This window comes from Acidocella aluminiidurans, from assembly GCF_055383125.1.
Window position 1 is genome coordinate 1,202,902 of sequence record NZ_AP031589.1, and the last position, 25,546, is coordinate 1,228,447.

Genomic DNA, 25,546 nt, shown 5'->3' on the forward strand with positions numbered 1-25,546 from the left:
TGCGGCGGCTGAGCCTGTGCCTGATCCTCCGCGGGGGCCGGGGCCGGCGGCAGACCGGCAGTGAGATCCGCCGCTTGATCCGGCTGGTCCGGCTGGTCCGGCTGGTCCGGCTGGGCGGCCGCGGACGCAGGCTGGGGTTGCGGGTGTTTTCGTTCATAGCGCCGGCCCGCCTCGAACCCTTCATCATAGGCGGCCTGCTTGACATGCGCCACCTCGGACGGCGTCATGGTGATGGTGTCCATCGCCGGGGAAGGCTGCGCCTGCCGCTCGGGCTTCACCGCGCAGCCGGACAGCATTCCCACGAGACAAACGCCGAGCACCAGGTCGCGTAATCTGAAAGCAGGCATCATCATTACAAGCTGAATAGCCCAGAGCCATCTTGCCGTCACCTGATCGCCCCGTTCGTTCCGCCTGCGCAGCGCGCGCTAGAGCAATATGTGTTTAGGTTGACGCGTCCGCGTAAAAATAAACACATGAAATTGCTCGCTAAAACAAAACTTTGAGCATCAAGCTAAAAGCTTGATGTTCAAAGATGCGCGCTGGGCTGGCGCCTGTGCTCCACGGTCAAATGCGCGCCGATCGAAGCTGACTAGAGTGCGATGCCTCGCTTGGCCCGCGCCTTGCTTAACAATCTGAAGGAGCTGTTATGACGAGGCAGGGCTTGAAGCGCTTGAATGTGATCCGGATGGCAGGGCTAACAAACGCCTTAAAGGCGCGGCATTGATTGTAAAAGGCGAGAAATTGTGAAACCATTCAATGCAATAGCCAAAAATCCAGCGAAAGGGTTGCCGGTTTGAAGCGTAATCGACGAGGCCGCTTTACAGGTCTGGCTGAAAGCCTTGCCGCTGACGGCGGAATGCTCGGCTGGGCGCCGCCCGCCGCGATGTCCCGAGACCTAGAAAAGCGCCTGTTTTTTCAGCGCTCCGGCATCTCCCAGCCGCTTAATCCATCAGGCGATGTGTCGCCCATCACCGCCCCCCTCGCCGGAGCCTTCGCATGATCCCCGCGCCATCGACCCGCCATGATGTCAGGCTGGAAAATGTCATCAAGCAATTTGGCGGCTGGACGGCTGTCGATAATATCTCCCTGACCATCGAAGGGGGCGAGTTTTTCTCGCTTCTGGGGCCGTCGGGCTGCGGCAAATCGACGACCTTGTCGATGATCGGCGGTTTTGAGACGCCGAGCGCCGGAGCCATCTATCTCGATGGCGAGGATGTCAGCCGGCAGCCCTCTTATAAGCGCGACGTGAACACCGTGTTCCAATCCTATGCGCTGTTCCCGCATCTGACGATTTTCGAGAATGTCGCCTTCGGGCTGCGCCGCAAGGGGGTGAAGAGCGACGAGGTGACACGGCGCACCAGCGAAATGCTGGAGCTGGTCGATCTCGCCGGCTTCGCCAAGCGCAAACCCGGCCAGCTTTCCGGCGGCCAGGCGCAACGCGTTGCCCTGGCCCGCGCGCTGGTCAACAAGCCGAAACTGCTGCTGCTGGACGAGCCGCTCGGCGCGCTGGATCTGAAGCTGCGCAAACAGATGCAGATCGAGCTCAAGCGCATCCAGAGCGAGGTGGGCATCACCTTCCTGTTCGTCACCCATGACCAGGAAGAGGCGATGGCGATGTCCGACCGGCTGGCGGTGATGTCCAAGGGGCGGATCGAACAGGTCGGCACGCCGGCCGATGTCTATGACCATCCCGCGACGGAATTCGTCGCCTCCTTCCTCGGCGCCTCCAATCTGCTGCCCGGCAGCATCACCGCCCAGAACGGGGCGCAGGCGCAGGTGACGCTGGAGGATGGCGCGATCATCACCGTGCCGCGCGCGGTGCTGGCGCGGATCGAGGGGGACAAGGTGAAAATCGGCGTCAGGCCGGAGAAATTCCATGTTCTGCAGCCCGGCGAGCCGCGCCCCGACGGGTGGAACGAGATCGAGGCGATTGCCGGCGTTTCGGTCTATCTCGGGGTCAGCCGGCAATATGAAATGGAGAGCAAGACCGGGCGGGCGCTCAGCGTCTATGCCCAGAATTCCGGCCGCCAGGAGGATATCCCCCCCGGCAGCGCCGTCCGTCTGACCTGGAATCCGGCCCACACATTCGCGGTCACCGGCACTTAAATCCAACCTGAAGGAGAGTAGCATGAGCCAAGACGATCAAAGCGGCGATCAATCGATGCAGGCCTTCTATCGCGGCATGACGCAGCCGCGGCTGAGCCGGCAGAATTTCATGCGTGGCGCCGGTGCGGCGATGATGGCGGCCCTGGCCCCGCAGCTCGCCCGCGCCGAGACGGTGAAGGACTGGAAAGCCTGGTGGGCCAGCCAGAAACCGACCAAGGAGTTCGTCTTCGCCAACTGGCCGCTCTATATCGACACCTCGACCGACGGCAAGGATCGCCCCTCGATCGACGCGTTCGAGAAGCAGACCGGGATCAATGTCACTTATAAAGAGGTGATCCAGGAGGATGCGCCGTTCTACGCGCAGATCGCCCCGGTGCTGAAATCCGGCCAGCCGAGCGGGTACGACATGATCGTGATGACCGATGGCTGGTACCTCACCGAACTGCTGATGCAGAAATTCCTGGTGCCGATCTGGCGCGAGAAAGTGCCGAATTTCGATAAATACGCAGCCCCCAGCGTGAAGAACCCGCCTTACGATCCGGGCAACAAACATACGATGGTGTGGCAGTCCGGCCTGACCGGCATCGCCTATAACCCGAAAATGACCAAGCGCGAGATCACCAGCTATGAGGATCTCTGGGATCCGGCCTTCGCCGGGCATGTCGGCATGTTCTCTGACGTGCAGGAGCTGGGCTGTGCCGGCCTGCTGAAGCTGGGCATCAACCCGACCACCTCGACCCCGGCGGAATGGGAAAAGGCGGCGGCGACGCTGAAGGCGCAGAAGGCCAAGGGGCTGGTGCGCCAATATTACGACCAGAGCTACATCAACGCGCTGGAAAATGGCGATATCTGGATCACCATGGCCTGGTCCGGCGATATCTATCAGGCCAATTCCAAGGGCTATAAGGATCTGAAATTCGTCGTGCCGAAGCAGGGCGCGGTGATCTGGCACGATAATATGTGCATCCCGGTCGGTGCCAAGAACCCGCTCTCGGCGCTGGAATGGATGAACTATTACTACACGCCGGAAGTGGCCGGCATGGTCGAGGATTATGTGAACTATATCTGCCCGGTGCCGGCGGCGAAGGATTACATCCTGAACGTCATCAAGGACCCGGCGGTGGCGAATTCGCCGCTGGTGTTCCCGCCGCAATCGGAGCTGGCGCGCGTGCATGAATATTACGCGTTCAAGAATTATGCCGACTACATGAAGTGGAACAACATCTTCAACCCGATCGTCCAGAGCTGAACGGAGAGACCCATGCGGCAGGCGCGCGGATTTTTGGCACCTTATCTCCTCAGCCTGCCGAGCTGGGTCTATCTGCTGGCGTTTTTTCTGATCCCGCTCGCCTCGATGTTGGGCATGGCGCTGGCCGTCGGCGATCCGATTTCCGGCTACACCATGTCCGACAATTATCAGGAGGTGATCGGCGCCTTCACCGGCTATGAAAGCTCCTTCATCAGGTCGTTCTGGTACGGCACCGCCTCGACCGTGATCACCCTGGCGATCTCCTATCCGGTCGCCTACTGGATCGCCTTCTATGCCGGGCGGCATAAGAGCACCTACCTGTTCATCATCATGCTGCCCTTCTTCGTCTCCTTCGTGATCCGCGTGCTGGCCTGGGAGTTCATTCTGTCGGACCAGGGCTTCCTGCTCGGGCCGTTGAAGGCGCTGGGCGTTCTGCCGGAGAGCTTTCGCATTCTCTCGACCAAATGGGCGGTGATCGGCGGGCTGGTTTATAACAGCTTCGCCTATTACGTGCTACCGCTTTATGTCGTGCTGGAAAAGATCGACCGGCGGCTGGTGCGCGCCGCCAATGATCTCTACGCGGCACCGGCGACCGCCTTCATCAAGATCATCCTGCCGCTCTCGGCGCCGGGCATTTTCGCCGGCTTCCTGCTGGTCTTCGTCACCAATGTCGGCGACTATGTGAATGCCGCGCTGCTCGGCGGCCCGGGCACCTACATGGTCGGCAACGTGATCCAGGATGCCTTCTTCCAGAGCCAGGATTATCCGCTGGCGGCCTCGCTCTCCTCGATCCTGATGCTGATGCTGATGATCGCCATTCTGCTCTACTCAAAAGCCTTCGGCACCGACGCGATCCAGGAGTATGCGGCGTGAGCACGACAACAGCCCGGATGCCCTCCGCCCACAAACCCAGCCGCCTCGGCGAGCGCATCCTCGCCTGCTTCACCTGGGCGATGATCATCTACACCATGCTGCCGATCGTGGTGATGGTGGTGTTCAGCTTCAATTTCGCGCCGGGCGGGCGCATCGCGCTGAACTGGCAGCATTTCACGCTGGCCAATTACGGCGATGCCTTCGCCATTCAGGACCTGACCGGGGCGCTGCTGCATTCGCTGGAAGTGGCGATCGGCAGCGCGCTGATCTCGGCGATTCTGGGCACGCCGCTGGCGCTGGCGCTGGCGCGGCATAAATTCTGGGGCAAGACGGCGACGGATATCGTCATCTTCGCCGATATCGCAGCACCGGCGGTGGTGGTCGGCGCCTCGCTGCTGTCGCTGTTCCTGGCGCTCAACCTGCCGCGCGGCTTGCTGACGATTCTCATCGCGCATGTCGCCTTCAACCTGGCCTTCGCCGTGGTGGTGATCCGCGCCCGCGTCTCCGGGCTGGACCGCGCCCTGGACCGTGCCGCCGCGGATCTGGGGGCCACACCTTGGGTGGCGTTCTGGACGGTGACCTTTCCGCTGATCCTGCCCGGGATCGTCGGCGCCTGCATGCTCTGCTTCATGCTGTCCATCGACGATCTGATCATCACCACCTTCGTCGCCGGACAGACCCTCACCTTCCCGCTCTGGGTCTATGGCGCGGTGAAGGTCGGCATTCCGCCGCAGGTCTTTGTCCTGTCCACCTTCATCTTCGCTGGCGGGGTGGTGCTGGCGATCATCAACTCCGCCATCGCGCATCGCAAATCGACGGCGTAGATCGCCTTCGCCATAGGGTTTTCCCGGTCGTTTGGACACATAAACTGCCGTAAACCGCGCCCCCTGGACGTTCCGGGTGGGCGCATTTTTCACTTGCAAACCTGTCTGCCCGCTTTTACCACACAAGATGGAGAGAAGGGCTGAAGCCCGAAAGGTGCAAAAGTACCTAATAATAAGATCAGACGGGATAGGAACGCGACCCCATCATGCAACCTTTTCGCCTCGCGTCGAGTGAGAAGCCCCCTCCCCCACCGCCACGGGATTGGGGGTTGATCCGGGAGATATCAGCCGCTCCTGGCAGCGTTGCCGAACCGCCGGGCTGACCCCGGAGCAGAACCGGACCGATTTTCCACATCTCTCATCCTCGGAACGGCGGATCGCCTCCGAACGTCATGCCGCGTTGATCACCCAGGCGCGGCCGGTGATGGATTATTTTTTCAGCCAGATCAAAGATTCCGGCTGTATCATGCTGCTCTCCGACGAAACCGGCTATGTGCTGGAATCCGCCGGGGATCTCGATTTCTGCACCCGCGCCTCGAAAGTGGCGCTCACCCAGGGGGCGTGCTGGGCGGAGGATGCGCGCGGCACCAACGCCATCGGCACCGCGCTGATCGAAGGCAAGCCGATTGTCGTCAATGGCACCGAACATTATCTGCGCCATAACAGCTTTCTGGCCTGTGCCGCCGCGCCGCTGACCGAGCCGGGCGGCAATCTGCTCGGGGTGATCGATATTTCCTGCGATTCCCGGCGCTATCATCCGCATACGTTCGGGCTGGTCCGGGCGGCGGCGCAGATGATCGAAAACCGGATTTTCGAGATCTCCTTCATCAACCATACCAAGCTGCGCTTCCATTATTCCTCCGAATGCCTCGGCAGCATGATGGAAGGGGCGATCGCCATCGACGAGGAAGGGGTCATTCTCGGCGCCAACCGCTCCGGCTTCGCGCTGCTGGGATTGCGCCCGGAGGATATCGGCACCCAGGATTTCAGCCGCTATCTCGGCCTGACCCTGCGCGACCTCATTCAGCTGGACCGGCGCACCCATGGCGGACCGCTGATGGTGCATCCGCGCCGGGGCGAGACGCTGTTTCTCGCCGTCGATCAGATGCGCGCCCCGCTGATCCGCCGGCCTGCCGCGACCCACCAGCCGGAACCCCCGAAGACCGACGCGCTGGATGCGCTGGATACCGGCGATGCCCGCGTCAGCAAGGCGATCAGCCAGTTGCGGCGGGTGCTGGGGCGCAAGGTGCCGGTGCTGCTGCAGGGTGAAACCGGGGCCGGCAAGGATTATTTCGCCCGCGCCATCCATGAGGCGGGACCGCGCGCCAGCGGCCCCTTCGTGGCGGTGAACTGCGCGGCGTTGCCGGAAACCTTGATCGAGGCCGAGCTGTTCGGCCATGCGCCGGGCGCCTTCACCGGGGCGCGCAAGGAAGGCGCGCCGGGGCGCATCCGCGAGGCGCATGGCGGCACGCTGTTCCTGGATGAAATCGGCGACATGCCGCTTTCCATGCAGACGCGGCTGTTGCGGGTGCTGGAAGAAGGCGTCGTCACCCCGATCGGCGGCAAGCCGGTGGCGGTGGATTTCCTGCTGGTCAGCGCCACCCATGCGGATTTCTCGACCCGGATCGCCGAGAAGAGCTTCCGCGAGGATCTCTATTACCGGCTCAACGGGTTGGCGATTTCGCTGCCGCCCTTGCGCGAGCGGACGGATCTGCCGACCCTGATCGCGCGGATCCTGGAGCGGGAATCGCAGGGACGGCGCGGCGGCGCCCCTGCCCTGGCGCCGGAACTGGCGGCGGCCTTCGCGCGTTATCGCTGGCCGGGCAATCTGCGCCAGCTTGCCGGCATGCTGCGCACGGCCTGCCTGATGCTCGACGAAGACGAGACCGAGATGACGCTGAATCATCTGAGCGAGGAGGCGATGCTGGAACTGACCAGCCAGCATCCTGGCACGCCGAGCCCCGGGGCGGAGCCGCAGAACGGCACGCTGCGGGCCCAGTCCGATGCGGTGATTGCCGGTGCCGTGGCGGAGGCGGGCGGCAATATCGCCGCGGCCGCGCGGGCTCTGGGGATCAGCCGCAATACGCTCTACCGGCGCCTGGCGGCGATGCGCCCGCACTGAACGTAATCGCCGGGCGTACTCAGTGTGCGCCCGGGGCCCGGCGGCGGGCAATGCTGGCTTCGGCTTGGCTGGTTTGACACGAATCAAGGGCTGAAGCGCCGCCAGGAGGATATCCTGGCGGCGTTTTACATGAGAGGCCCCAATGATCGTCGCGGATGTCATGACCAGGGATGTTGTCGCCATCGATCCCCAAACCAGCCTTGCCACCGCCGCCGGGTGGATGGTGAGCCATCAAATCAGCGGGCTGCCTGTCCTGGACCGGGCCGGGCGGCTGGTCGGGATATTGAGCGAAGGCGATCTGCTGCACCGGCCGGAGCTTGGCACCTGCGGCAAGCCGGCCGGCTGGATGCGCGGCATCATGCGGGTGGAAACGCTGGCCGCGGATTATGCCCATACCCATGGAAGGCAGGTGGGGGATGTGATGACGCGCAACCCGAGCTTCGTGCGCCCGGACCTGAAGCTGGCCAAGGCCGCCGATCTGATGCGGCAGAAACAGGTGAAGCGCCTGCCGGTGCTGCAGGGCGAAACGCTGGTCGGGATGCTGTGCCGGTTCGATATTCTGCGCGCCCTGGCGCCGTTGCTGGATGAAGCGCCGCAAGAGGCGGCGGATGAGGAGATCCGCGCCGCGATCGAGCAGGCGATGGCGCTGGAGCCCTGGGCCCCGCGGCAGGGGATTTCGCTTGCGGTGCGCAACGGCACGGTGCGCCTTGCCGGCCTTGTCGGCTCCCCGCAGGAAGCCCGGGCGCTGTGCATTCTGGCGGCCAATATCGGCGGGGTGGTCAGTGTCGAGGATCAGTTGCAGGTATCGCGGAGCGTGCTGAATTTCGCTGCTGAGCCCGAATAAAATGAGGGCTTGATCTGGATCAAGGACGTTACGCGCGCAACCGCGCATAAGATCTTTATCCCAAAGCGGATACACTCCCCAAACTTGGCCCTGTCATGAAGCTCATGGCAGGGTCTTTTCTTTCCGATCATCGGCAGGGGGATATTGGGGATGTTTCACCCGCGCAAAACCAGGCCTCAGCGCCGCACCACCAGGCTGCGCATGGCGGCGATATGCGCCTCTTCCTCTTCCAGGATCAGCCGCAGCAAGGCGGCGCTGCCTTTGTCGCGCGGGGCCAGGAAGCGGATCGCGGCGCGGTAGAGTTTCACCATGTCCCGCTTGGCCAGAAGACTGCTGACGACGACCGGCAAGGTATCGCCGGCCTCGCGGGCGATGAGTTCGCCGGCGGGCGGCGGGCTGCCGCCCAGGGCCTGCAGCCGCTGGGCCAGCTGGGCGGCGTGCCGGCGCTCCATCGCCTCGCGCCGGGAGAGGGTTTCGCGCAGAATATCGGAGGGGATCTGGTCCGGGTGGGCCAGCAGCAGCTCATAGCGCCGCGCCGCCAGCAATTCGACCTGATGCAGCAGCTTCAGCAGGGCGATGCCGGTCTCGGCGGGGATCGGGCGGATGCGGATCAACCGCCCCGCCTCCTCGCGCAAGGCGGCGATCTGTGCTGCGAATGAGAGCTGCGGCGCCTCAGACAGCACGGGCGTGGCGGGGCTGCGGCTGGCTGGCATCGCGGGTCAGGTAACGGTCGAACAAGGCGGCGACATTGCGCACGAACAGGCGGCCCGGTTCCGTCACCCGCAGAGCCCGGCCATTCCATTCGACCAGACCATCGGCGGCGAAGCCAGACAGAGGCTGCGCGTCCGCCAGCAGCGGCGCCGGGTCCGCCCCGAAGCGGGCCGCGATTTCCGGCAGATCCACCGCCAGATCGCACATGATGCGCTCGATCACGGCGCGGCGCAGCCGGTCATCGGGCTGCAGCGCGAACCCGCGCACGATCGGCAGGCGGCCGTTGAATACGGCCTCCTCATAAGCGGGAATGCGCGGCTGGGTCTGCACATAGCCCCCAGGTAGCGCACCAATGGCGCTGGCGCCAAGCCCGAGCAGGATTGGCGCGGCATCGACCATATATCCCTGGAAGCCGCGCTGCAGTGCCCCTGCCCGCAAGGCCTTGGCCATCCCGTCCTCGGGCCGGGCGTAATGGTCGAGCCCGATGGGCAGCAGCCCGCCTTCCTGTTCGAGCACCTGCCGGATCGCGCTTTCCTGGTGCCAGCGGGCGGTCGCGTCCGGCAAGGCGGCCTCGGGGATCAGCGCCTGGTGCTTTTTCATCCAGGGCACATGCGCATAGCCGAATACCGCGACGCGGTCCGGCGACAGGTCCAGCGCCAGGCGGGCGGTGCGCGCCACCGAGGCTTCGGTTTGCAGCGGCAGACCGTAGATCAGATCGAGATTGAGGGAGGTGACGCCGAGGGCGCGCAGCCCCTGCGCGGCGTCCTGCGTTTGCGCGAAGCTTTGCGGCCGGCCGATCGCTTCCTGCACCGCCTCGTCGAAATCCTGCACCCCGAGGCTGGCGCGGTTGATCCCCATCTTGCCCAGCGTGGCGAGCTTGTCCGGCGACAGCACCACGGGGTCGATCTCGATGGCGATTTCGGCGTCCCCGGCGACCTCGAAACGCGTGCGCAGCAGCGCCATCAGGCTGGTCAGGCAGTCATCCGGCAAGGCGGTCGGCGTGCCGCCGCCCCAATGGATCTGGCTGACCCGCGCCCGCCGCCCCAGACGGTCGGCCAGCAGGCCGATCTCGCGCGCCAGCGCCTGCGCATAGATGCGTTTCGGGCGTTCATGCTGGGCGACGCTGGTATGGCAGCCGCAATAGAGGCAGAGCCGGTCGCAGAAGGGCACGTGCAGATAGAGCGAGAGCGGCGCGGCTTGCGGCAGGGCGGCCAGCCAGCGCTCATAATGCGCCGCGCCAATCTCCGCGGAGAAATGCGGGGCGGTGGGATAGCTGGTATAGCGCGGCACGCGGCAATCATAGCGGGCGATCAGATCGGCATGGGTCATGGCCGGAGCCATGACATGCTGGCCCCCCGCCCGCCTTGAGGAAGGTCAATCCGGCAGGAAATCCGCAACCGAGAGATAACGCTCGCCGGTATCGTAATTGAAGCCGAGAATCCGCGCGCCTTCCGGCAGCGCGGGGAGCTTTTGGGCGATGGCCGCCAGCGTGGCGCCGGAGGAGATGCCGACCAGCAGCCCCTCCTTGGTCGCGGACTGGCGGGCATAGTCCTTGGCGTCGTCGCCCTGAACGGTGATGACGCCGTCGATGGCGCCGGCATGGAAATTCTCCGGCACGAAACCGGCGCCAATGCCCTGGATCGGGTGCGGCGCGGGCGAACCGCCGGAGAGCACCGGCGAGGCCGCCGGCTCCACCGCGAAGACTTTCAGTTGCGGCCAATGCTGTTTCAGCGTCTCGGCAACGCCGGTGATATGGCCGCCCGTGCCGACGCCGGTGATGATCACATCCAGCCCCTCAGGGAAATCGGCCAGGATTTCCCGCGCGGTGGTGCGAGTGTGAATCTCGATATTCGCGGGATTTTCGAATTGCTGGGGGATGAAGGCGTCGGGATGCTCGGCCTTCAGCTCCAGAGCCCGGGCGATGGCGCCCTTCATGCCCTTTTCCTTCGGCGTGAGATCGAAGCTGGCGCCATAGGCGCGCATCAGCCGGCGGCGCTCCAGCGACATGCTCTCCGGCATCACCAGGATCAGCCGGTAGCCCTTCACCGCCGCGACCAGGGCCAGCCCGACCCCGGTATTGCCGGAGGTCGGCTCGATGATCAGCCCGCCCGGCTTGAGCAGGCCGTCACGCTCGGCGGCTTCGATCATCGCCAGGGCGATGCGGTCCTTGATCGACCCGCCCGGATTGGCGCGTTCGGATTTCACCCAGACCTGTGCGCTGGGAAACAGGCGCGACAGGCGGATATGCGGGGTTTTGCCAATGGTCTCCAGAACGGATTGAACAGGCATCTGGCGGTCTCCGGGTTATGGCCAGCAACGCCCTGCATGGCCTTTGGTTTTGCCGAAGCTGGCGATGAAGTCGCCAACATGCAAGAGCGGATGGGTCAGACCGGCTCCAGCGCGCGGCCCAGGGCCCGGCGCAGCAATTGCCCGGGCTGATGCGGCGCCTTCAACGCTTCGGCGAACTGCGCCGGGCCATGGGTTGCCGGCGTCTCGAAGCTGGTGAAGCCACAGGAAATCAGGAAGCCGAACTGTTCCGGCAGGAAATGCCCGACGGCGCGGATATCCCCGGTATAGCCGTAATGCTGGCGCAGCGCCCGGGCGATGGTGAAGCCGCGCCCGTCCCGGAATTTCGGGAAGCTGATCGCCACCACGGCCAAGGACGGCAGATGCGGCGCGAGCTGCGCCAAATCCGCATCCGGCGAGAGGATGACGCCCGACGGCCCGGAGAAGGCGGCGGGAAGGTCCGCGGCGGGATAGAGGGTCAGGCCCTGCGGGTCGGCGAACGCAGCCGCCTTGCTGTCAATGAGTGGCATAGATGGCGTCCTTGAAAGGCGCGGCGCCCAGGCGCCGGTAGGTGTCGATGAAGCGTTCGCCAGGCGCGCGGACGGCGAGATAGGCGTCCATCAGCGCCGCGATGGCGTCGGGCACATTCGCGGTGGGCACGGCGGGGCCGATGATCTTGCCGATGGCCGCCTTTTCGTCGGCGGCGCCGCCGAGGGTGATCTGATAGACCTCCTCGCCATTCTTATCGACGCCGAGCAGCCCGATATGGCCGACATGGTGATGGCCGCAGGCATTGATGCAGCCGGAAATATTCACATGCAGCGTGCCGATTTCATGCTGGCGGGGCGCCAGACGCTCGGCGATGCGCTGGGCGACGGGAATCGAACGCGCCGTGGCCAGGGCGCAGTAATCCATGCCCGGGCAGGCGATGATGTCGGTGACCAGGCCGATATTGTCCTCGGCCAGGCCGGCCGCGACCAGATCCTTGAACAGAGCCGGCACGTCGTCCTTGGCGACATGCGGCAGCACCAGGTTCTGCACATGCGAAACACGGATCTCGCCCAGCGAGTATTTGTCCGCCAGATCGGCGACGATATCCATTTCATCCGCGCTGGCATCGCCGGCGATGCCGCCGACCGGTTTCAGCGAGATCACCGCCGAGACATAGCCGGGGGCCTTGTGCGGGTGGGTGTTCTGCTTGACCCAGCGTGCCAGCGCGCGATCATCCAGCAACGCCGCCTTCAGCACACCGCCATCCTGTCGGGGGAACTCAGGGGCGGGGAAGCGCGCCGCCACCGCCTGCACCAGCTCGTCGGTGAGCAGGCAGTAATCGGCCGGCAAGGCGGCGTACTCGTCCTCGACCATCTTGATGAAAGCGTCCGGCTTCATCTCGCGGATCAGGATCTTGATGCGCGCCTTGTAAATATTGTCGCGCCGGCCAAGGGCGTTATAGACGCGCAGGATCGCCTCGCAATAGCGCAGCAATTCCGGCACCGGCAGATCCTCGCGCAGCTTCACCGCGACATAAGGGGTCCGGCCCAGCCCGCCACCGGCGAAGATGCGGAACACCGGCGCGCCGGCTTCATTGCGATAGGCCTCGATGCCGATATCATGCACCCGCACCGCCGCGCGGTCATGCCCGGCGCCGACGATGGCGATTTTGAATTTCCGTGGCAGGTAGGTGAATTCCGGATGGTCGGTGGACCATTGGCGGATGATCTCCGCGTAGAGGCGCGGATCGACGATTTCATCCGCCGCGGCACCGGCGAATTCGTCGGTCGTGGTGTTGCGGATGCAGTTGCCGCTGGTCTGGATGCCGTGAATATCGGCCTCGGCCAGCGCCGCCAGGGCGGCCGGCACATCCTCCAGCCGCAGCCAGTTGAACTGGATGTTCTGGCGGGTGGTGAAATGGCCATAGCCGCGGTCATAATGCCGGGCCACGTAAGCCAGCTGGCGCAGCTGGGTGGCGCTGAGCACGCCGTAGGGGATGGCGATGCGCAGCATATAAGCGTGCAGCTGCAGATAGACGCCGTTCATCAGCCGCAGCGGCTTGAATTCCTCTTCCGACAGCTCGCCCTTGCGCCGGCGCTCGACCATGGCGCCGAATTCGCGGGCGCGCTGGCGCAGGAAGTCGCGGTCATATTCGTCGTAGCGATACACCCCCGCGAAGGGCGAAGAGGAATGCGCGGTGGGCAGCGGCGGCAAGGGCGCGGCCGGGTCACGCCAGACGCCGGCCGGGAGATCGGCGCGCACCGAGGGGCCACGGGCGCGGATCTGTTCGCGGTGGGCGACGGGCATCAGCGCGCCATTCTCCCGCACCACCTCGACGGGGCGAATATCCACCACCTCAAGCTCGGCATCCGGCGGCATCGCCTGGGCCAGAGCCGCCTCGATCTCCGGCGCGGCATAGGCGCTGGCCTGCTCGACATGTTCCGCCCAGCCTTCAGCACCCGCAAACCAAACGGAAACGCCATCCGCCAACCGGTTCCCCGTGATCACTTGCAACGCCATATCCGAACCCGCTTCTCATCCACAACTGCGCGCCAGAGCACTCGAACGCGACGGCGGCGCAACCCATCGCAAGAAAAATATTTCTAACACACCCGAGAATGAATGAAAAATCAGAGACGGATTTGCCATAACAGGCCAAATGGCCGCGAAACCCTCCTGCGGCAAGCCGGAAGCCTGAAACATCCTCCCGATTCGGCCGGAAGTCAGCGCCTCCGGGCGGGCGCGGTTTACAGGCCCGTGCCAGGGTTCTAGCATCCCCCGCCACAGCCAATTGCACCGGGGCCTGCCAATGGGCATCGACGACCAGACGCCAAACATCACCAGCGCGGCGCAGACCAACGCTTCAAATCTCGCGGCCATCGTCGCCGGGCTGCGGCATTCGCGGGAGGTGACGCATAAAATCCGCTATCGCGGCCATGTGCGTGAGCTGCCCTCCCGCGAGGCCTTGACCCGGATCCGCGACGGGTTGTTCGCGGCCTTGTTCCCGAGCCATTATGGCTGCCCGGACCTGACCGACGAGACCATCGATTACTTCGTCGGCCTGACCCTGACCCGGACCCTGGCGGCGCTGACCGAGCAGGTAAGGCGCGGCCTGCTGTTTCTGGCGCCGGAGAACAAGGCGCGGTTCGAGGAGGCGGAGTGCGCGGCCTGTGACATTGTCCGCGACTTCGCCGCGCAATTGCCGGGCCTCCGCTCGGCGCTGGTCGGGGATCTGCAGGCGGCCTATGCCGGCGATCCGGCGGCGACCTCGCTGGCGGAGATCCTGCTCTGCTATCCGGGCATCCGCGCGGTCATCCATCATCGCCTCGCCCACGCTCTCTACCGGCTGGGGGCCCCGCTGGTGCCGCGCCTGCTGGCCAGCATTTCGCAGACCGAAACCGCCATCGACATCCATCCCGAGGCGCAGATCGGCCAGCATTTTTTCATCGATCACGGCATCGGCGTGGTCATCGGCCAGACGGCGGTGATCGGCGAGAATGTCCGGCTGTACCAGCATGTCACGCTGGGCGCGAAGAGTTTTACCGAGGACGAGAGCGGCGCGCTGGTGAAAGGCGAGCCGCGCCATCCGGTGATCGAGGATGATGTGGTGATCTATGCCGGGGCGACGATTCTGGGCCGCGTGGTGGTCGGCAAGGGCTCGGTGATCGGCGGCAATGTCTGGCTCACCCGCTCAGTGCCGCCCGGCAGCTTCGTCTCCCAGGCGCAGAACCGCCTCGCCGACGGCGCGTGAAGGGCGCTCAGGCGCTGATCCTGGCCGCCGCGCTTGGTGGCGCGCGCAGCATGTCGGCCACCTGCGCAGCGAGGCTGGACATGGCAAAGGGCTTTGCGAACAGGGCCATGCCCTCTTCCAGCCCGCTCGTCCCGAGCGCCGCCTGCTCGGCATAGCCGGTGATGAACAGGATTTTCAGACCAGGCATGATCTGGCGCGCCGCATCCGCGACCTGGCGGCCGTTCAACCCGCCGGGCAGGCCGACATCGGTGATCAATAATTGCAGCTGCGGGGTGTTGCGCAACAGGTTCAGGCCGCTCGCCCCATCCTCGGCCTCGACCACCTTATAGCCGGCCTCCTGCAGCATCGCGACGATCGGGGCACGGACCACCGCTTCATCGTCAATGACCAGGACACGCGCCCCCTTCCCCGCCTCCAGCACCGGATCCGCGATGCTGGCGGGCTCGGCGATATCCTCGCCCTGATGGCACGGCAGATAGAGCAGCACCATGGTGCCCAGCCCCGACGTGGAGTGGATTTCCACATGCCCGCCCGACTGGCGGACGAAGCCATGCACCATCGAAAGCCCCAGCCCGGTGCCCTGGCCGATCGGCTTGGTGGTGAAAAACGGATCGAAGACCCGGCCGAGCAGCTCTTTCGGAATGCCGCTGCCGGTATCCGACACGCAGATCGCCAGATAGTCGCCGGAGGCGATCTCGGCGCCGCGGGTATTTTTGCCATCGAGCCAGCGTGTGGTGACCTCGATGGTCAGGCGCCCGCCATCCGGCATCGCATCGCGCCCATTGATGGCGAGGTTGAGCAGGGCGCTTTCCAGCTGCGCCTTGTCCACGGTGGCGCGCAGCTTGGTTGCCGGGGTCAGCACCTCAAGCCGGATCGACGGGCCGACAGCGCGCTGGATCAGATCGGCGAGGCCCGCGACCAGCTGGCCGACATCGACCGGGCGCGGATCCAAGGTCTGGCGACGCGAGAAGGCGAGCAGCCGTTGCGTCAGGGAAGCCGCGCGTTGCGCCGCCCCCTGCGCGCCGTGCAGAAACCGTTCCAGCCCGCTCGTCCGCCCTTGCGCCAAACGGCGTTCGAGCATTTCCAGGCTGCCGCTGATGCCTTGCAGAAGATTATTGAAATCATGCGCGATGCCGCCGGTGAGCTGGCCGACCGCTTCCATCTTCTGGGCCTGCCGCAGCGCCTCGTGCGCTTCCATCAATTCCCGCGTCCGTTCGGCGACGCGCTGCTCCAGCGTCTCATTCGCGTCGCTGACACGCTGGATCAGGCGGGCATTCTCAATCGCGATCGCGGCCTGGCCGGCAAGGCCGCGCGTCAGCGCCTCGTGCCGGGCGCTGAACCGGGCGCGCTGTGGATGACCGAGCAGGATCGTGCCGATCGCCCCACCCTCGCGCGAGGCGACCGGCACCGCCATATAGCTTGCAACCGGCAGATGCCCGCGCGGCATGCCGCTATGCGGGGCATTATGGCCATAGCGGGGATCGGCGGCGATATCGTCGATCCGGATGATCTCGGTGCTCTCGAATGTCGCGGTCAGCAGGGCCGTGCGGCGCGGCATGGGAAAATGCGAAAAAGCTTCGCGCGGCGCGCCGGAGAGGGTGTAGAGCATCATCCGCTCCCCGGCTTCATTGGTGATATGGTAGAAAAACGCGCCAAACGCCGCGCCCGTCAGCTCCACCCCCGCATCCGTGACCAGTTGCACGATGGTTTCGGGATTTTTCTCAACAATCGTCGCCGCGGCAATCCGGCTTAGAATATCCAGGGCGTGGCGCTCATCCTCCAGGGCCTGGGCGCTGAATTCCTGGCCCTGCTCAAAGATGCCCGCCACGCCGCCGCACTCGTCATGGAGGGGGGAGAGACGATATTGCCACAGCGCGCTCTGCCCCCGCCCTCCCGGCAGCTCATGCAGCTGCTCGAAATCGACATGCTCCTGCTGGTCCAGCTTCAGCACATGGCTTTGGATCCGTCCCCAGCCCTCGCCCCAGACCATGGCGGCGGGCAAGCCTTGCAGGCTGTCACGATCAACATTGTGGAGGGCCGCCCATTTATCGTTGAACAGCATCAGCTGGGCCGGGCCCCAGTAAATGGCCGTCGGCAAGGGGGACGAGAAACATTGCCGCGCGGCCAGGCGCAGCCCGTATGGCCAGGCCGCCTGCGGCCCCAAAGGCGGGCCGAGCTGGCTTTGCGCGGCCCGCAAGGCTTCGCTCTGGTCCAAACGGCTCAAGCGTCCCCCGAAAATTTCCACATTTTTTCACCCCATCACGTAGGCTGGCATCGCGGTGCCAGCCTCGTTCCCCATGAAATTGTTAAGGCGTTTCCGGAAATGAGCGCAATTTAATTTTTATCTTGACACGATCTGACGCGGACAAAAACAAAAAAAGCGCCAATAAAGGCGCTTTTTCAGAGCATTATGCCGAGGATTGTTAGCGTTCGACCTGGCTGACATCCCTGACGGCGCCCCGGGAGGCGTTTGTCGTCATCGCGGCATAGGCGCGCAGGGCCGGGGAGATATGACGCTTGCGCGCCTCCGCCGGCTTCCAGCCCTTTTCATCCTGGGCGGCGCGGCGGGCGGCGAGCACCTCATCCGGCACGTCCAGCGTGATGCCGCGATTGGGAATGTCGATCAGGATGCGATCGCCGGTTTCCACCAGCCCGATCAGCCCGCCTTCCGCCGCTTCCGGCGAGACATGGCCGATGGAGAGGCCCGAGGTGCCGCCGGAGAAACGGCCATCGGTGATCAAAGCGCAGGCCTTGCCCAGCCCCTTCGATTTCAGATAGCTGGTCGGGTAGAGCATTTCCTGCATGCCGGGGCCGCCCTTCGGGCCCTCATAGCGGATTACCACCACCTCGCCTTCCTTCACCACGCCCGAGAGAATGGCGGAGACCGAGGCATCCTGGCTCTCGAACACCCGCGCCGTGCCGGTGAAGGTGAGGATGCTCTCATCCACCCCGGCGGTTTTCACGATGCAGCCTTCCGGCGCCAGATTGCCGAACAGCACCGCCAGCCCGCCATCCTTGGAGAAAGGATGTTCGGCGCTGCGGATCACGCCGGTCTGACGATCCGTGTCCAGATCATCCCAACGGGCGGACTGGCTGAAGGCGACCTGGGTCGGCACGCCGCCCGGCGCGGCCTTGAAGAAGGTTTTCACCTCCTCGGAATTGGTGCGGGTGATGTCCCAGCGGTTCAACGCCTCGCCCAGGGTCCTGGCATGCACGGTCGGCAGCGAGGCGTCGATCAGCCCGGCTTTTTCCAGCTCGCCCAGGATGGACATGATGCCGCCGGCGCGGTGGACATCTTCCATATGCACGTCGCTCTTCGCCGGGGCGACCTTGCACAGGCAGGGGACGCGGCGGGAGAGACGGTCGATATCGGCCATGGTGAAATCCACCTCGCCCTCCTGCGCGGCGGCGAGCAGATGCAGCACCGTGTTGGTGGAGCCGCCCATGGCGATGTCCAGGCTCATCGCGTTCTCGAAGGCCTTGAAGCTGGCGATGCCGCGCGGCAGCGCGGTGGCGTCGTCCTGCTCATACCAGCGCTTGGCCAGATCGACGATCAGATGCCCGGCCTCGCGGAACAGCTTCTCACGGTCGGCATGGGTGGCCAGGGTGGAGCCGTTGCCGGGCAGGGACAGGCCCAGCGCCTCGGTCAGGCAGTTCATCGAATTGGCGGTGAACATGCCCGAGCAGGAGCCGCAGGTCGGGCAGGCGGAGCGCTCGATCGTCTTCACCTCCTCGTCCGAATAATTGTCATCGGCGGCGACGACCATCGCATCGACCAGATCCAGCGCGCGCTCCTTGCCCTTCACGACGACCTTGCCGGCTTCCATCGGCCCGCCGGAGACGAAGATGGTGGGGATGTTCAGGCGCAGGCTCGCCATCAGCATGCCCGGGGTGATCTTGTCGCAATTGGAGATGCAGACCAGCGCGTCGGCGCAATGGGCGTTGACCATATATTCCACCGCATCGGCGATCAGCTCGCGCGAGGGCAGCGAATAGAGCATGCCGTCATGGCCCATGGCGATGCCGTCATCCACCGCGATGGTGTTGAATTCCTTGGCGACACCGCCGGCGGCCTCGATCTCGCGGGCGACCAGCTGGCCGAGATCCTTCAGATGCACATGGCCGGGGACGAACTGGGTGAAGCTGTTGGCGATGGCGATGATCGGCTTGCCGAAATCCCCATCCTTCATGCCGGTGGCGCGCCAGAGCCCGCGGGCGCCGGCCATGTTGCGGCCATGGGTGGTGGTGCGGGAACGGTAGGCGGGCATGTTCATCTCCGGATGTCGCGTTTCCTGCCCCATTAGACCCGTTCACAGCGGAGGTAAAATATATTATTTCAACAAAACTAGGTCGTAGGACATATCAGTAAATGGACGTCCGGCAGTTGCGGCAATTTCTGGCGGTGGCGGAGACGCTGCATTTCGGGCGGGCGGCGCGGATGCTGAACATGACCCAGCCGCCGCTCAGCCAATCCATCCGCGCCCTGGAGGGCGAGCTGGGGGCGCCGCTCTTCATCCGCACCAAGCGCAGCGTGGCGTTGAGCGCCTTCGGCGCCGCCTGGCTCGGGCATGTAAGGCAGGCGCTCGGCGGGATCGACGCGCTGGGGGAGATCGCGCAGCAGCTCATCCTTGGCACCAAGGGCCGCCTGGCCTTGAGCTTCGTCTCAACCGCCGATTATTCCGTGCTGCCCTCGCTGGTACGGCGGTTTTCGACGCTGTACCCGGATATCGACATCGCCCTGACCGAGGCGACGAGCAATGTTCAGATCGCCCTGCTGCAGGACGGCAAGGCGCAGGCGGGGATCATCATCGCCCCGCAACATGGCGGCCTTCCGGCGTCCCTCACCTATCGGCGGCTGCTGCGCGAGCCCTTGCTGGTGGCAATGCCGGAGGACTGGATCGCCGCCGGCCGGGTGCAGCTTCAGGAGGACGGCCTGAAGCCGGCGCATATTCTGGACCTGCCCTTGGTGATTTTCCCGCAGCCGATGGCGCCCTCCTTCTACGAGCTGGTGTTCGGTTTCTATCGCGCGCACGGCGTTGAGCCGCGCGTGGTGCAGTTCGCGACACAAATGCAGACCATCATCAGCCTGGTTTCGGCTGGGCTGGGCATCGCCCTTGTGCCGGCCTCGCTGCGGCATCTTGCCCGTACCGGCGTGCGCTATAGCAAGCTGCAAGGCGATGCGCCGGTGCTGGAAACCGGGCTGGCCTGGCGGACGGATGACGATACGCCGAGTCTTAGGCATTTCCTGCATCTGGCCGAGGCGGTTGCCGACGATCCCCCCTGATCGGGCAACACGGACGGATTTTATTTACGCCGGACGGTTATCTGCAAATTCAGTTTCCTGCGCTTCGACCTTAAAATATTCGGCCGGATTGCCACGGCACCTGCACGAAATTCGATTCGACAAGAGGATGACGCCATGCAAAAGCCTCATTCTTGACCAACAACAAACGCATGGAAATGAACGCACCCACGCCTCGCGCCCCATCCGGTTTCGCCCGGCTGCGCCTTGCGCCTGTTAGCGCCATGATCCTGGGGGCCGGGCTGCTCTCGGCCTGCGCCACCCCGGCCCCGCCGGCCGCGGCGCCGCAGGTCAGCGTCGCGCAGCCGCCGCCCGCCCCACCGCCGCGCGCGCCGCAACTGGTTGATGCCGGCCCGGAACTGACCGGCACGGCCTCCTGGTACAAGCCGGGCCCGGGGCTACGCCGGACCTGCACCGGCGAACTGTTCCGCAAGGATGGCATGACCGCCGCCTCCCCCAGCATTCCGGTGGGGACGCGGGTGCGCGTCTCACTGGCGGATGATGGCCAGGATGACCGCTCGATCATCGTGCGGGTGAATGATTGCATGCCCCACGGCCACCGTATCCTCGACCTTTCCGAAGGTGCTGCGGCGCAGCTGGGTTTGGTCAATCTGGGCGTTGCCGAAGTGAACGTGACCCCGGTGATGCTGGTGGATAACCGCTAGCACGAGATAGGTTTATACCCACTCGCTCTGCTCATGTTTTGGCGAGCAATTTCATGCGTTTAGGGCGACCCTGGCGCGTCAATCTCAACGCATATCGCTCTCGCGCGGCTGGCCTCAGGCCTTCCGCAGCAGAAACAGCCCCTGCTCGCCGAACAGATTGGCCAGACGCGCCGAGCGGCGCCACGGGGTGCGGCGCCCTTCCTCATCCGCCGCCTGCCAATCCTCGACGACATACCCATCCGCATCGCACAAGGCGAAGAAATCCCGGATCGTGCAGGGATGGATGTTGGGCGTCTCGAACCACATCCGGTTCCAGTTGGCCGTCATCGGCATGCGGCCGCGAAACAGTAATTGCAGGCGCAGATTCCAATGGCCGAAATTCGGGAAGGAGACGATGGCGTGGGTTGAGATGCGCAGCATCTGCCGCAGCACCTCACGCGGCTGCTCGACCGCCTGCAGCGTGCGGGAGAGGATGACGTAATCGAAGGCGTGATCGGGGTAGGTCACCAGCTCCGTATCGGCATCGCCCTGCATCACCGGCAGCCCATGCGAGATGGCCCGCTGCACCTCCTGCATGTCGATCTCGATGCCGCGCGCGTCACATTGCTTGGCGCGGATCAGATGCTCGATGAGCTGGCCGTCCGCGCAGCCGACATCGAGCACCCGCGAGCCGGGCTGCACCATGGCGGCGATCAGGGCCAGATCCACGCGCATTTTTTTGGCGCCGCTCATGCCAGCCCCGCATGCTCGGCGCAGCCGACGAGAAAGCCGCGCAAAGTGGCGTGGAAATCCGGCTCGTCGAGCAAGAACGCATCATGCCCCTTGTCGGACTGAACCTCGACGAAGGACACGTTGGCGGCGGCATGGTTCAGCGCCCGCGCGATGGTGCGGCTCTGCGCGGTGGGAAACAGCCAGTCCGAGGAGAAGGAGACCAGCAGGAAACGCGCGCTGGCGCCGCGAAAAGCCTGCGACAGCCCCTCTTCATGATCGCCGGCGAGGTCGAACAGATCCATGGCGCGGGTGATCGAGAGATAGGAATTGGCGTCGAATCGGGTGACGAAGCTCGAGCCCTGATATTGCAGATAGCTCTCCACCGCGAATTGCTCGCCCAAAGCCGAAAGCCCCTCCGCATTTTGCAGCTTGCGGCCGAATTTCCGGGTCAAGGCCTCTTCCGAGACGTAGGTGATATGCGCCGTCATCCGCGCCACCGCGAGGCCGCGTTCCGGCCGCACGCCCTGCGCCCAGTAATTGCCGTTGCAGAAGGCCGGGTCCGCGAAGATCGCCTGCCGGCCGATTTCGTGAAAGGCGATGTTCTGGGCGGAATGGTAATAGGCCGCCGCGATCGGCACCGCCGCGTACAGCATCTCCGGATATTGCACCGCCCAGGACAAAGCCTGCATGCCGCCCATCGAGCCGCCGACAACCGCGAACAGCTTGCGGATGCCGAAATGCTCGACCAGCCGCTTCTGCACCCGCACCATGTCATGGATGGTGATGACCGGAAAATCCCGCCCCCAGAGCTCGCCGGGCGCCTCGCCGCGCGGCGAGCGCGGGCCGGTGGAGCCCATGCAGCCGCCCAGGACATTGGAGCAGATGACGAAATATTTGTCGGTATCGATCGGCGCGCCGGGGCCGACGACGCGCTCCCACCAGCCGGGCCGTCCCGTCTCCGGGTTCTGTTCAGCGACATATTGATCGCCGGTGAGCGCATGGCAGATCATGATCGCGTTGCTCTTCGCGGCATTCAGCGTGCCATAGGTGCGATAGGCCACGGTCACGCTGGGCAAAGCGCGACCGCAATCGAGCATGACCCCCTCGGGGAAGGTCACGCATTGATGCGGGAAATCGGTAGAGGCCGGCGTCTGGTCCATTCTGCCAATCGCATATGCGCTGGCCCTCCCCGGGGCGCAATCCCCATCCTGACATGGAAGAACAACTGCCGGATATGGCTTGGCGGGGTTGGGCTGGTTAGGGTATCTAGGCGCGCGATGAACGACCTTCCCTCTCCAGCCCCGCGCCTGGCCGAATTGCGCGCGGAACTCGACGCCATCGATGACCAGATCCACGATCTGTTGATGCAGCGGGCCCGCGTGGTCGAAAATGTCGCCAGCCAGGGCGGCAAGCAGGGCACCAAGATCCGCCCCGGGCGGGAAGCGATCATTCTGCGGCGGCTGCTGGCGCGCCATCAGGGCGCCTGGCCGGCCCAGGCCATCGTGCGGATCTGGCGGGAAATGTTTGGCGCGGCGTTGATCATCGAAGGCGGCCAGACCATGGCGGTTTGCGATGGCGAAGGCGGTGAGGCCCGCCTGGCGCTGGCGCGGGAGCATTTCGGCCCGCTGACGCCGGTGCGCCGGCATCATAACCCCGCCCAGACCCTGTCCGATCTGACCCGCGAGGGCGGCGCCCAGCTCGGCGTGCTGCCGCCGCTGGGCGAAGGCGACGATGCGCAAGGCGGCTGGTGGCAGCTTCTGGCCTCGAACGGAACCCCGATCTATGTCATCGCCAAGCTTCCGTTCTGGACGCAACGCGCCGAAGGCTTGCCGCTGGGCGAGGCGTTGGTGGCGGCGACCGTGCCCCCCGACCCGAGCGGGTTCGATCGCGGCCTGCTGCTGCTGCGCTTCGGCGCCGAAGCCTCGCGGGCCCGGCTGATCGAGCTGGTCAAGGCCGCCGGCTTCGACCCGACGGCGCTCTGGGTCAAGCGGCTGGCGGGCGATACCGGCGTGCTGGCGCTGCTGGAAGTGACCGGGCTGATCGCAGACAGCGACCCGCGCCTGTCGGCCATTGCCGGGCTGGAGACGCCGCCGCGCGTTGTCGGCGGCTATGCGCTGCCGCTGGAAGAGACCGCCTGATCATGAGCAGCCCTGTCGCGCGCCCGGAGATTTTCTCCGTGGCGTCCTATGTCGGTGGTGAATCCAAGCTCGCGGGCTTCGAGCATCCGGTCAAGCTGTCATCCAATGAGGGCGCGTTCGGGCCGCCGCCGGGGGCGCTGAAAGCCATGGCGGAGGCCGCATCCGGGATGCATCGCTATCCCGATGGAAGCAGCGCCAAGCTGCGCGCGGCGATCGGCGCGAAATTCGGGTTGGACCCGGACCGCATCGTCTGCGGCAATGGTTCGGACGAGGTGCTGACGCTGCTGATCCAGTCCTATGGCGGACCGGGGACCGAGCTGATCATGAGCGAGCACGGATTCTCGATCTATGAGATCTCCGGCAAGCTGGCGGGCTGCACGGTCATCAAGGCGCCGGAGCGTGAGCTGACCACCGATGTCGATGCCATATTGAGCCTGGTGACCCCCGCCACCCGCATGGTGTTCATCGCCAACCCCAACAACCCGACCGGCACGATGCTGGCGCAGGGCGAGGTGGAGCGGCTGCGGGCCGGGCTGCGGGCGGATATTCTGCTGGTGCTCGACGCCGCCTATGCCGAATATGTCGAGCGCGAGGATTATGATGCCGGGGTGAAGCTGGTCGATGCCGGCGACAACACGGTGATGACCCGGACCTTCTCGAAGATTTTCGGCATGGGCGGGGCGCGGCTGGGCTGGTGCTACGCGCCGGCGGCGGTGATTGACGTGCTTAACCGCACCCGCCCGCCATTCAACATCAATGTGTTCGCCGCCGCCGCCGGGATGGCGGCGCTACGCGAGGATGGCTGGCTGGAGCATAGCCGGGCGCATAACGGCGTTGAACGCCGCCGCCTGAGCGAGCGCCTGACCCAGAGCGGCCTCAAGGTCATCCCCTCCGAGGCCAATTTCATCCTGGTCGATTTCGTCACAATCGAGCGGGCTTCGGCCGCGGATGCCTATCTGCGCCAGCGCGGCTATATCGTCCGGCAGGTGAAATCCTACGGCCTGCCGCATTGCCTGCGGATCACCATCGGCACCGCAGCGGAATGCAGCCGGGTTGCGGAAATTCTGACCGAGTTCTGTCATGGCTGAGCCCTTATTCAAACGTCTGACGCTGATCGGCATTGGCCATATCGGCGCCTCCATCGCCGGCGCGTTGAAGCTGCATCCTGGCACGGTCGGGCAGCTGGTGATCGCCGACGCCAACCCGGCTCACCTGAAGCGCGCCGAGGAGCTGGGGCTTGGCGATGTCTATTATGCCGATGCCGCCGCTTCGGTCAGCGATGCCGACGGGGTCATCCTCTGCACGCCGGTCGGCAGCTTCGCGGGGCTGGCGGAGGCGATCGCGCCGCATCTGCGGCCGGGCTGCATTCTCTCGGATGTCGGCTCGACCAAGCAATCGGCGATTCGCGATGTGCTGCCCTTTGTGCCGGCGGGGGTTGCCTTCGTGCCGGCGCATCCGATGGCGGGCACGGAATTTTCCGGCCCGGATGCGGGCCTCGCCAATCTGTTCGAGGGGCGCTGGTGCCTGCTGACGCCGATCGAGGGCATGGACGAGGCGGCGGCGCAGAAGATCGAAGCCTTTTGGCGGGTGCTGGGCGCGCGCACGGCGCGCATGGGGGCGGCGCATCATGACCGGGTGCTGGCCATCGTCTCGCATCTGCCGCATCTGCTCGCCTTCACCATCTGCGGCACCGCGGATGATCTGGCGGACGAGACACGCGAGGAAGTGCTGCAATTCGCCGCCACCGGGTTTCGCGATTTCACCCGCATCGCGGCCTCCGATCCGGTGATGTGGCGCGACATCTTCACCAACAACAAGGACGCGCTGCTGGAGATGTTCTCGCGCTTCTCCGAGGACGCGCAGGCCATGGCCCGCGCCGTGCGCTGGGGCGATACCGACTATATCGAGGACAAGATCAACCGGGGCCGCAAGATCCGGAAAAGCCTGATCGACATCAAACAAGCCTGAGGACG

The 25,546-nt window shown here is 65.0% G+C and carries 23 protein-coding genes; 14 read left to right on the plus strand and 9 right to left on the minus strand.

Going from position 1 to position 25,546, the window contains the following annotated elements:
• Positions 1-74 precede the first annotated feature (74 nt).
• The 8 genes from ACZ46S_RS06180 (at position 75) to ACZ46S_RS06215 (ending at position 8,018) form a co-directional block, all read left to right on the plus strand.
• Positions 75-332, plus strand: a complete 258-nt coding sequence (locus ACZ46S_RS06180; RefSeq protein ID WP_464063772.1) for a hypothetical protein — start codon at positions 75-77, stop codon at positions 330-332.
• A 461-nt stretch (positions 333-793) separates the two neighbouring features.
• Positions 794-1,000, plus strand: a complete 207-nt coding sequence (locus ACZ46S_RS06185) for a peptidylprolyl isomerase (RefSeq protein ID WP_295740691.1) — start codon at positions 794-796, stop codon at positions 998-1,000.
• Positions 997-2,106, plus strand: a complete 1,110-nt coding sequence (locus ACZ46S_RS06190; RefSeq protein ID WP_464063773.1) for an ABC transporter ATP-binding protein — start codon at positions 997-999, stop codon at positions 2,104-2,106. The genes ACZ46S_RS06185 and ACZ46S_RS06190 overlap by 4 nt, the downstream gene beginning before the upstream one ends.
• Positions 2,107-2,128: 22 nt before the next feature.
• Positions 2,129-3,355: a polyamine ABC transporter substrate-binding protein gene (locus tag ACZ46S_RS06195; RefSeq protein WP_295740687.1), complete on the plus strand. Its 1,227-nt coding sequence runs from the start codon at positions 2,129-2,131 to the stop codon at positions 3,353-3,355.
• 12 nt (positions 3,356-3,367) lie between these two features.
• The gene (locus ACZ46S_RS06200) at positions 3,368-4,228 is read left to right on the plus strand and encodes an ABC transporter permease (RefSeq protein ID WP_464063774.1); all 861 of its coding nucleotides are present in this window, start codon (positions 3,368-3,370) and stop codon (positions 4,226-4,228) included.
• A complete protein-coding gene (locus ACZ46S_RS06205; protein ID WP_464063775.1) occupies positions 4,225-5,052 on the plus strand; it encodes an ABC transporter permease in 828 nt (275 codons plus the stop codon). The genes ACZ46S_RS06200 and ACZ46S_RS06205 overlap by 4 nt, the downstream gene beginning before the upstream one ends.
• Positions 5,053-5,314: 262 nt before the next feature.
• Complete coding sequence (locus ACZ46S_RS06210) at positions 5,315-7,174, plus strand: sigma-54-dependent Fis family transcriptional regulator (RefSeq protein ID WP_464063776.1); 1,860 nt, start codon at positions 5,315-5,317, stop codon at positions 7,172-7,174.
• 142 nt (positions 7,175-7,316) lie between these two features.
• Positions 7,317-8,018, plus strand: coding sequence for a CBS domain-containing protein (locus tag ACZ46S_RS06215; protein WP_464063777.1), 702 nt, complete (start codon positions 7,317-7,319; stop codon positions 8,016-8,018).
• A 176-nt stretch (positions 8,019-8,194) separates the two neighbouring features.
• Here the strand turns inward: ACZ46S_RS06215 and ACZ46S_RS06220 are convergent, their stop codons facing one another.
• The 5 genes from ACZ46S_RS06220 to ACZ46S_RS06240 form a co-directional block, all read right to left on the minus strand.
• Positions 8,195-8,701, minus strand: coding sequence for a ferritin-like domain-containing protein (locus tag ACZ46S_RS06220; protein ID WP_464063778.1), 507 nt, complete (start codon positions 8,699-8,701; stop codon positions 8,195-8,197).
• Positions 8,691-10,058, minus strand: coding sequence for an oxygen-independent coproporphyrinogen III oxidase (gene hemN / locus ACZ46S_RS06225; protein ID WP_464063779.1), 1,368 nt, complete (start codon positions 10,056-10,058; stop codon positions 8,691-8,693). The genes ACZ46S_RS06220 and hemN overlap by 11 nt, the downstream gene beginning before the upstream one ends.
• A gap of 45 nt (positions 10,059-10,103) precedes the next feature.
• The gene (gene cysK, locus ACZ46S_RS06230; protein ID WP_464063780.1) at positions 10,104-11,018 is read right to left on the minus strand and encodes a cysteine synthase A; all 915 of its coding nucleotides are present in this window, start codon (positions 11,016-11,018) and stop codon (positions 10,104-10,106) included.
• A gap of 95 nt (positions 11,019-11,113) precedes the next feature.
• Positions 11,114-11,545 carry a DUF934 domain-containing protein gene (locus ACZ46S_RS06235; protein WP_464063781.1) on the minus strand — a complete coding sequence of 144 codons (432 nt, stop codon included), beginning with the start codon at positions 11,543-11,545 and terminating at the stop codon, positions 11,114-11,116.
• Positions 11,532-13,526 (minus strand): DUF2849 domain-containing protein, encoded by a 1,995-nt coding sequence (locus ACZ46S_RS06240; RefSeq protein WP_464063782.1) that lies wholly within the window; start codon positions 13,524-13,526, stop codon positions 11,532-11,534. Before ACZ46S_RS06240 ends, ACZ46S_RS06235 begins: the two co-directional genes overlap by 14 nt.
• A 289-nt stretch (positions 13,527-13,815) precedes the next feature.
• Between ACZ46S_RS06240 and epsC the strand changes: the two genes are divergently transcribed.
• A complete protein-coding gene (gene epsC, locus ACZ46S_RS06245) occupies positions 13,816-14,757 on the plus strand; it encodes a serine O-acetyltransferase EpsC (RefSeq protein ID WP_295740667.1) in 942 nt (313 codons plus the stop codon).
• A 7-nt stretch (positions 14,758-14,764) separates the two neighbouring features.
• Here the strand turns inward: epsC and ACZ46S_RS06250 are convergent, their stop codons facing one another.
• Together ACZ46S_RS06250 and ilvD are read right to left on the minus strand one after the other, a co-directional pair.
• Entirely contained in the window at positions 14,765-16,981 is a 2,217-nt protein-coding gene (locus ACZ46S_RS06250; protein ID WP_464063783.1) for a GAF domain-containing hybrid sensor histidine kinase/response regulator, read from the minus strand.
• A gap of 199 nt (positions 16,982-17,180) precedes the next feature.
• Positions 17,181-19,025, minus strand: coding sequence for a dihydroxy-acid dehydratase (ilvD, locus tag ACZ46S_RS06255; RefSeq protein WP_464063784.1), 1,845 nt, complete (start codon positions 19,023-19,025; stop codon positions 17,181-17,183).
• A 101-nt stretch (positions 19,026-19,126) separates the two neighbouring features.
• Here ilvD and ACZ46S_RS06260 point away from each other — a divergent pair, with 101 nt between their 5' ends.
• Both ACZ46S_RS06260 and ACZ46S_RS06265 read left to right on the plus strand, forming a co-directional pair.
• Positions 19,127-20,041 (plus strand): LysR family transcriptional regulator, encoded by a 915-nt coding sequence (locus tag ACZ46S_RS06260; RefSeq protein ID WP_464063785.1) that lies wholly within the window; start codon positions 19,127-19,129, stop codon positions 20,039-20,041.
• 242 nt (positions 20,042-20,283) lie between these two features.
• The gene (locus tag ACZ46S_RS06265; RefSeq protein ID WP_464063786.1) at positions 20,284-20,724 is read left to right on the plus strand and encodes a septal ring lytic transglycosylase RlpA family protein; all 441 of its coding nucleotides are present in this window, start codon (positions 20,284-20,286) and stop codon (positions 20,722-20,724) included.
• 114 nt (positions 20,725-20,838) lie between these two features.
• Here ACZ46S_RS06265 and metW read toward each other — a convergent pair whose 3' ends face one another.
• Positions 20,839-21,438 carry a methionine biosynthesis protein MetW gene (gene metW / locus ACZ46S_RS06270; protein ID WP_295740709.1) on the minus strand — a complete coding sequence of 200 codons (600 nt, stop codon included), beginning with the start codon at positions 21,436-21,438 and terminating at the stop codon, positions 20,839-20,841.
• A 14-nt stretch (positions 21,439-21,452) separates the two neighbouring features.
• Complete coding sequence (gene metX / locus ACZ46S_RS06275) at positions 21,453-22,595, minus strand: homoserine O-acetyltransferase MetX (RefSeq protein ID WP_295740658.1); 1,143 nt, start codon at positions 22,593-22,595, stop codon at positions 21,453-21,455.
• 117 nt (positions 22,596-22,712) lie between these two features.
• Here metX and ACZ46S_RS06280 point away from each other — a divergent pair, with 117 nt between their 5' ends.
• The 3 genes from ACZ46S_RS06280 to ACZ46S_RS06290 are packed head-to-tail and all read left to right on the plus strand — an operon-like array spanning position 22,713 to position 25,541.
• Positions 22,713-23,573 carry a chorismate mutase gene (locus tag ACZ46S_RS06280; protein WP_295740655.1) on the plus strand — a complete coding sequence of 287 codons (861 nt, stop codon included), beginning with the start codon at positions 22,713-22,715 and terminating at the stop codon, positions 23,571-23,573.
• 2 nt (positions 23,574-23,575) lie between these two features.
• Entirely contained in the window at positions 23,576-24,661 is a 1,086-nt protein-coding gene (hisC, locus tag ACZ46S_RS06285) for a histidinol-phosphate transaminase (protein ID WP_464063787.1), read from the plus strand.
• Positions 24,654-25,541 carry a prephenate/arogenate dehydrogenase family protein gene (locus ACZ46S_RS06290; RefSeq protein ID WP_295740653.1) on the plus strand — a complete coding sequence of 296 codons (888 nt, stop codon included), beginning with the start codon at positions 24,654-24,656 and terminating at the stop codon, positions 25,539-25,541. The genes hisC and ACZ46S_RS06290 overlap by 8 nt, the downstream gene beginning before the upstream one ends.
• Positions 25,542-25,546 lie beyond the last annotated feature (5 nt).

What these genes read in the sequence shown, in the direction of transcription:
- ACZ46S_RS06190 (WP_464063773.1), top strand. Translation starts at nt 997, where the DNA reads ATGATCCCCGCGCCATCGACCCGCCATGATGTCAGGCTGGAAAATGTC.
- ACZ46S_RS06195 (WP_295740687.1), top strand. Translation starts at nt 2,129, where the DNA reads ATGAGCCAAGACGATCAAAGCGGCGATCAATCGATGCAGGCCTTCTAT.
- ACZ46S_RS06200 (WP_464063774.1), top strand. Translation starts at nt 3,368, where the DNA reads ATGCGGCAGGCGCGCGGATTTTTGGCACCTTATCTCCTCAGCCTGCCG.
- ACZ46S_RS06215 (WP_464063777.1), top strand. Translation starts at nt 7,317, where the DNA reads ATGATCGTCGCGGATGTCATGACCAGGGATGTTGTCGCCATCGATCCC.
- hemN (WP_464063779.1), bottom strand. Translation starts at nt 10,058, where the DNA reads ATGACCCATGCCGATCTGATCGCCCGCTATGATTGCCGCGTGCCGCGC.
- cysK (WP_464063780.1), bottom strand. Translation starts at nt 11,018, where the DNA reads ATGCCTGTTCAATCCGTTCTGGAGACCATTGGCAAAACCCCGCATATC.
- ACZ46S_RS06235 (WP_464063781.1), bottom strand. Translation starts at nt 11,545, where the DNA reads ATGCCACTCATTGACAGCAAGGCGGCTGCGTTCGCCGACCCGCAGGGC.
- ACZ46S_RS06240 (WP_464063782.1), bottom strand. Translation starts at nt 13,526, where the DNA reads ATGGCGTTGCAAGTGATCACGGGGAACCGGTTGGCGGATGGCGTTTCC.
- epsC (WP_295740667.1), top strand. Translation starts at nt 13,816, where the DNA reads ATGGGCATCGACGACCAGACGCCAAACATCACCAGCGCGGCGCAGACC.
- ilvD (WP_464063784.1), bottom strand. Translation starts at nt 19,025, where the DNA reads ATGCCCGCCTACCGTTCCCGCACCACCACCCATGGCCGCAACATGGCC.
- ACZ46S_RS06260 (WP_464063785.1), top strand. Translation starts at nt 19,127, where the DNA reads ATGGACGTCCGGCAGTTGCGGCAATTTCTGGCGGTGGCGGAGACGCTG.
- ACZ46S_RS06265 (WP_464063786.1), top strand. Translation starts at nt 20,284, where the DNA reads ATGATCCTGGGGGCCGGGCTGCTCTCGGCCTGCGCCACCCCGGCCCCG.
- metW (WP_295740709.1), bottom strand. Translation starts at nt 21,438, where the DNA reads ATGCGCGTGGATCTGGCCCTGATCGCCGCCATGGTGCAGCCCGGCTCG.
- metX (WP_295740658.1), bottom strand. Translation starts at nt 22,595, where the DNA reads ATGGACCAGACGCCGGCCTCTACCGATTTCCCGCATCAATGCGTGACC.
- ACZ46S_RS06280 (WP_295740655.1), top strand. Translation starts at nt 22,713, where the DNA reads ATGAACGACCTTCCCTCTCCAGCCCCGCGCCTGGCCGAATTGCGCGCG.
- hisC (WP_464063787.1), top strand. Translation starts at nt 23,576, where the DNA reads ATGAGCAGCCCTGTCGCGCGCCCGGAGATTTTCTCCGTGGCGTCCTAT.
- ACZ46S_RS06290 (WP_295740653.1), top strand. Translation starts at nt 24,654, where the DNA reads ATGGCTGAGCCCTTATTCAAACGTCTGACGCTGATCGGCATTGGCCAT.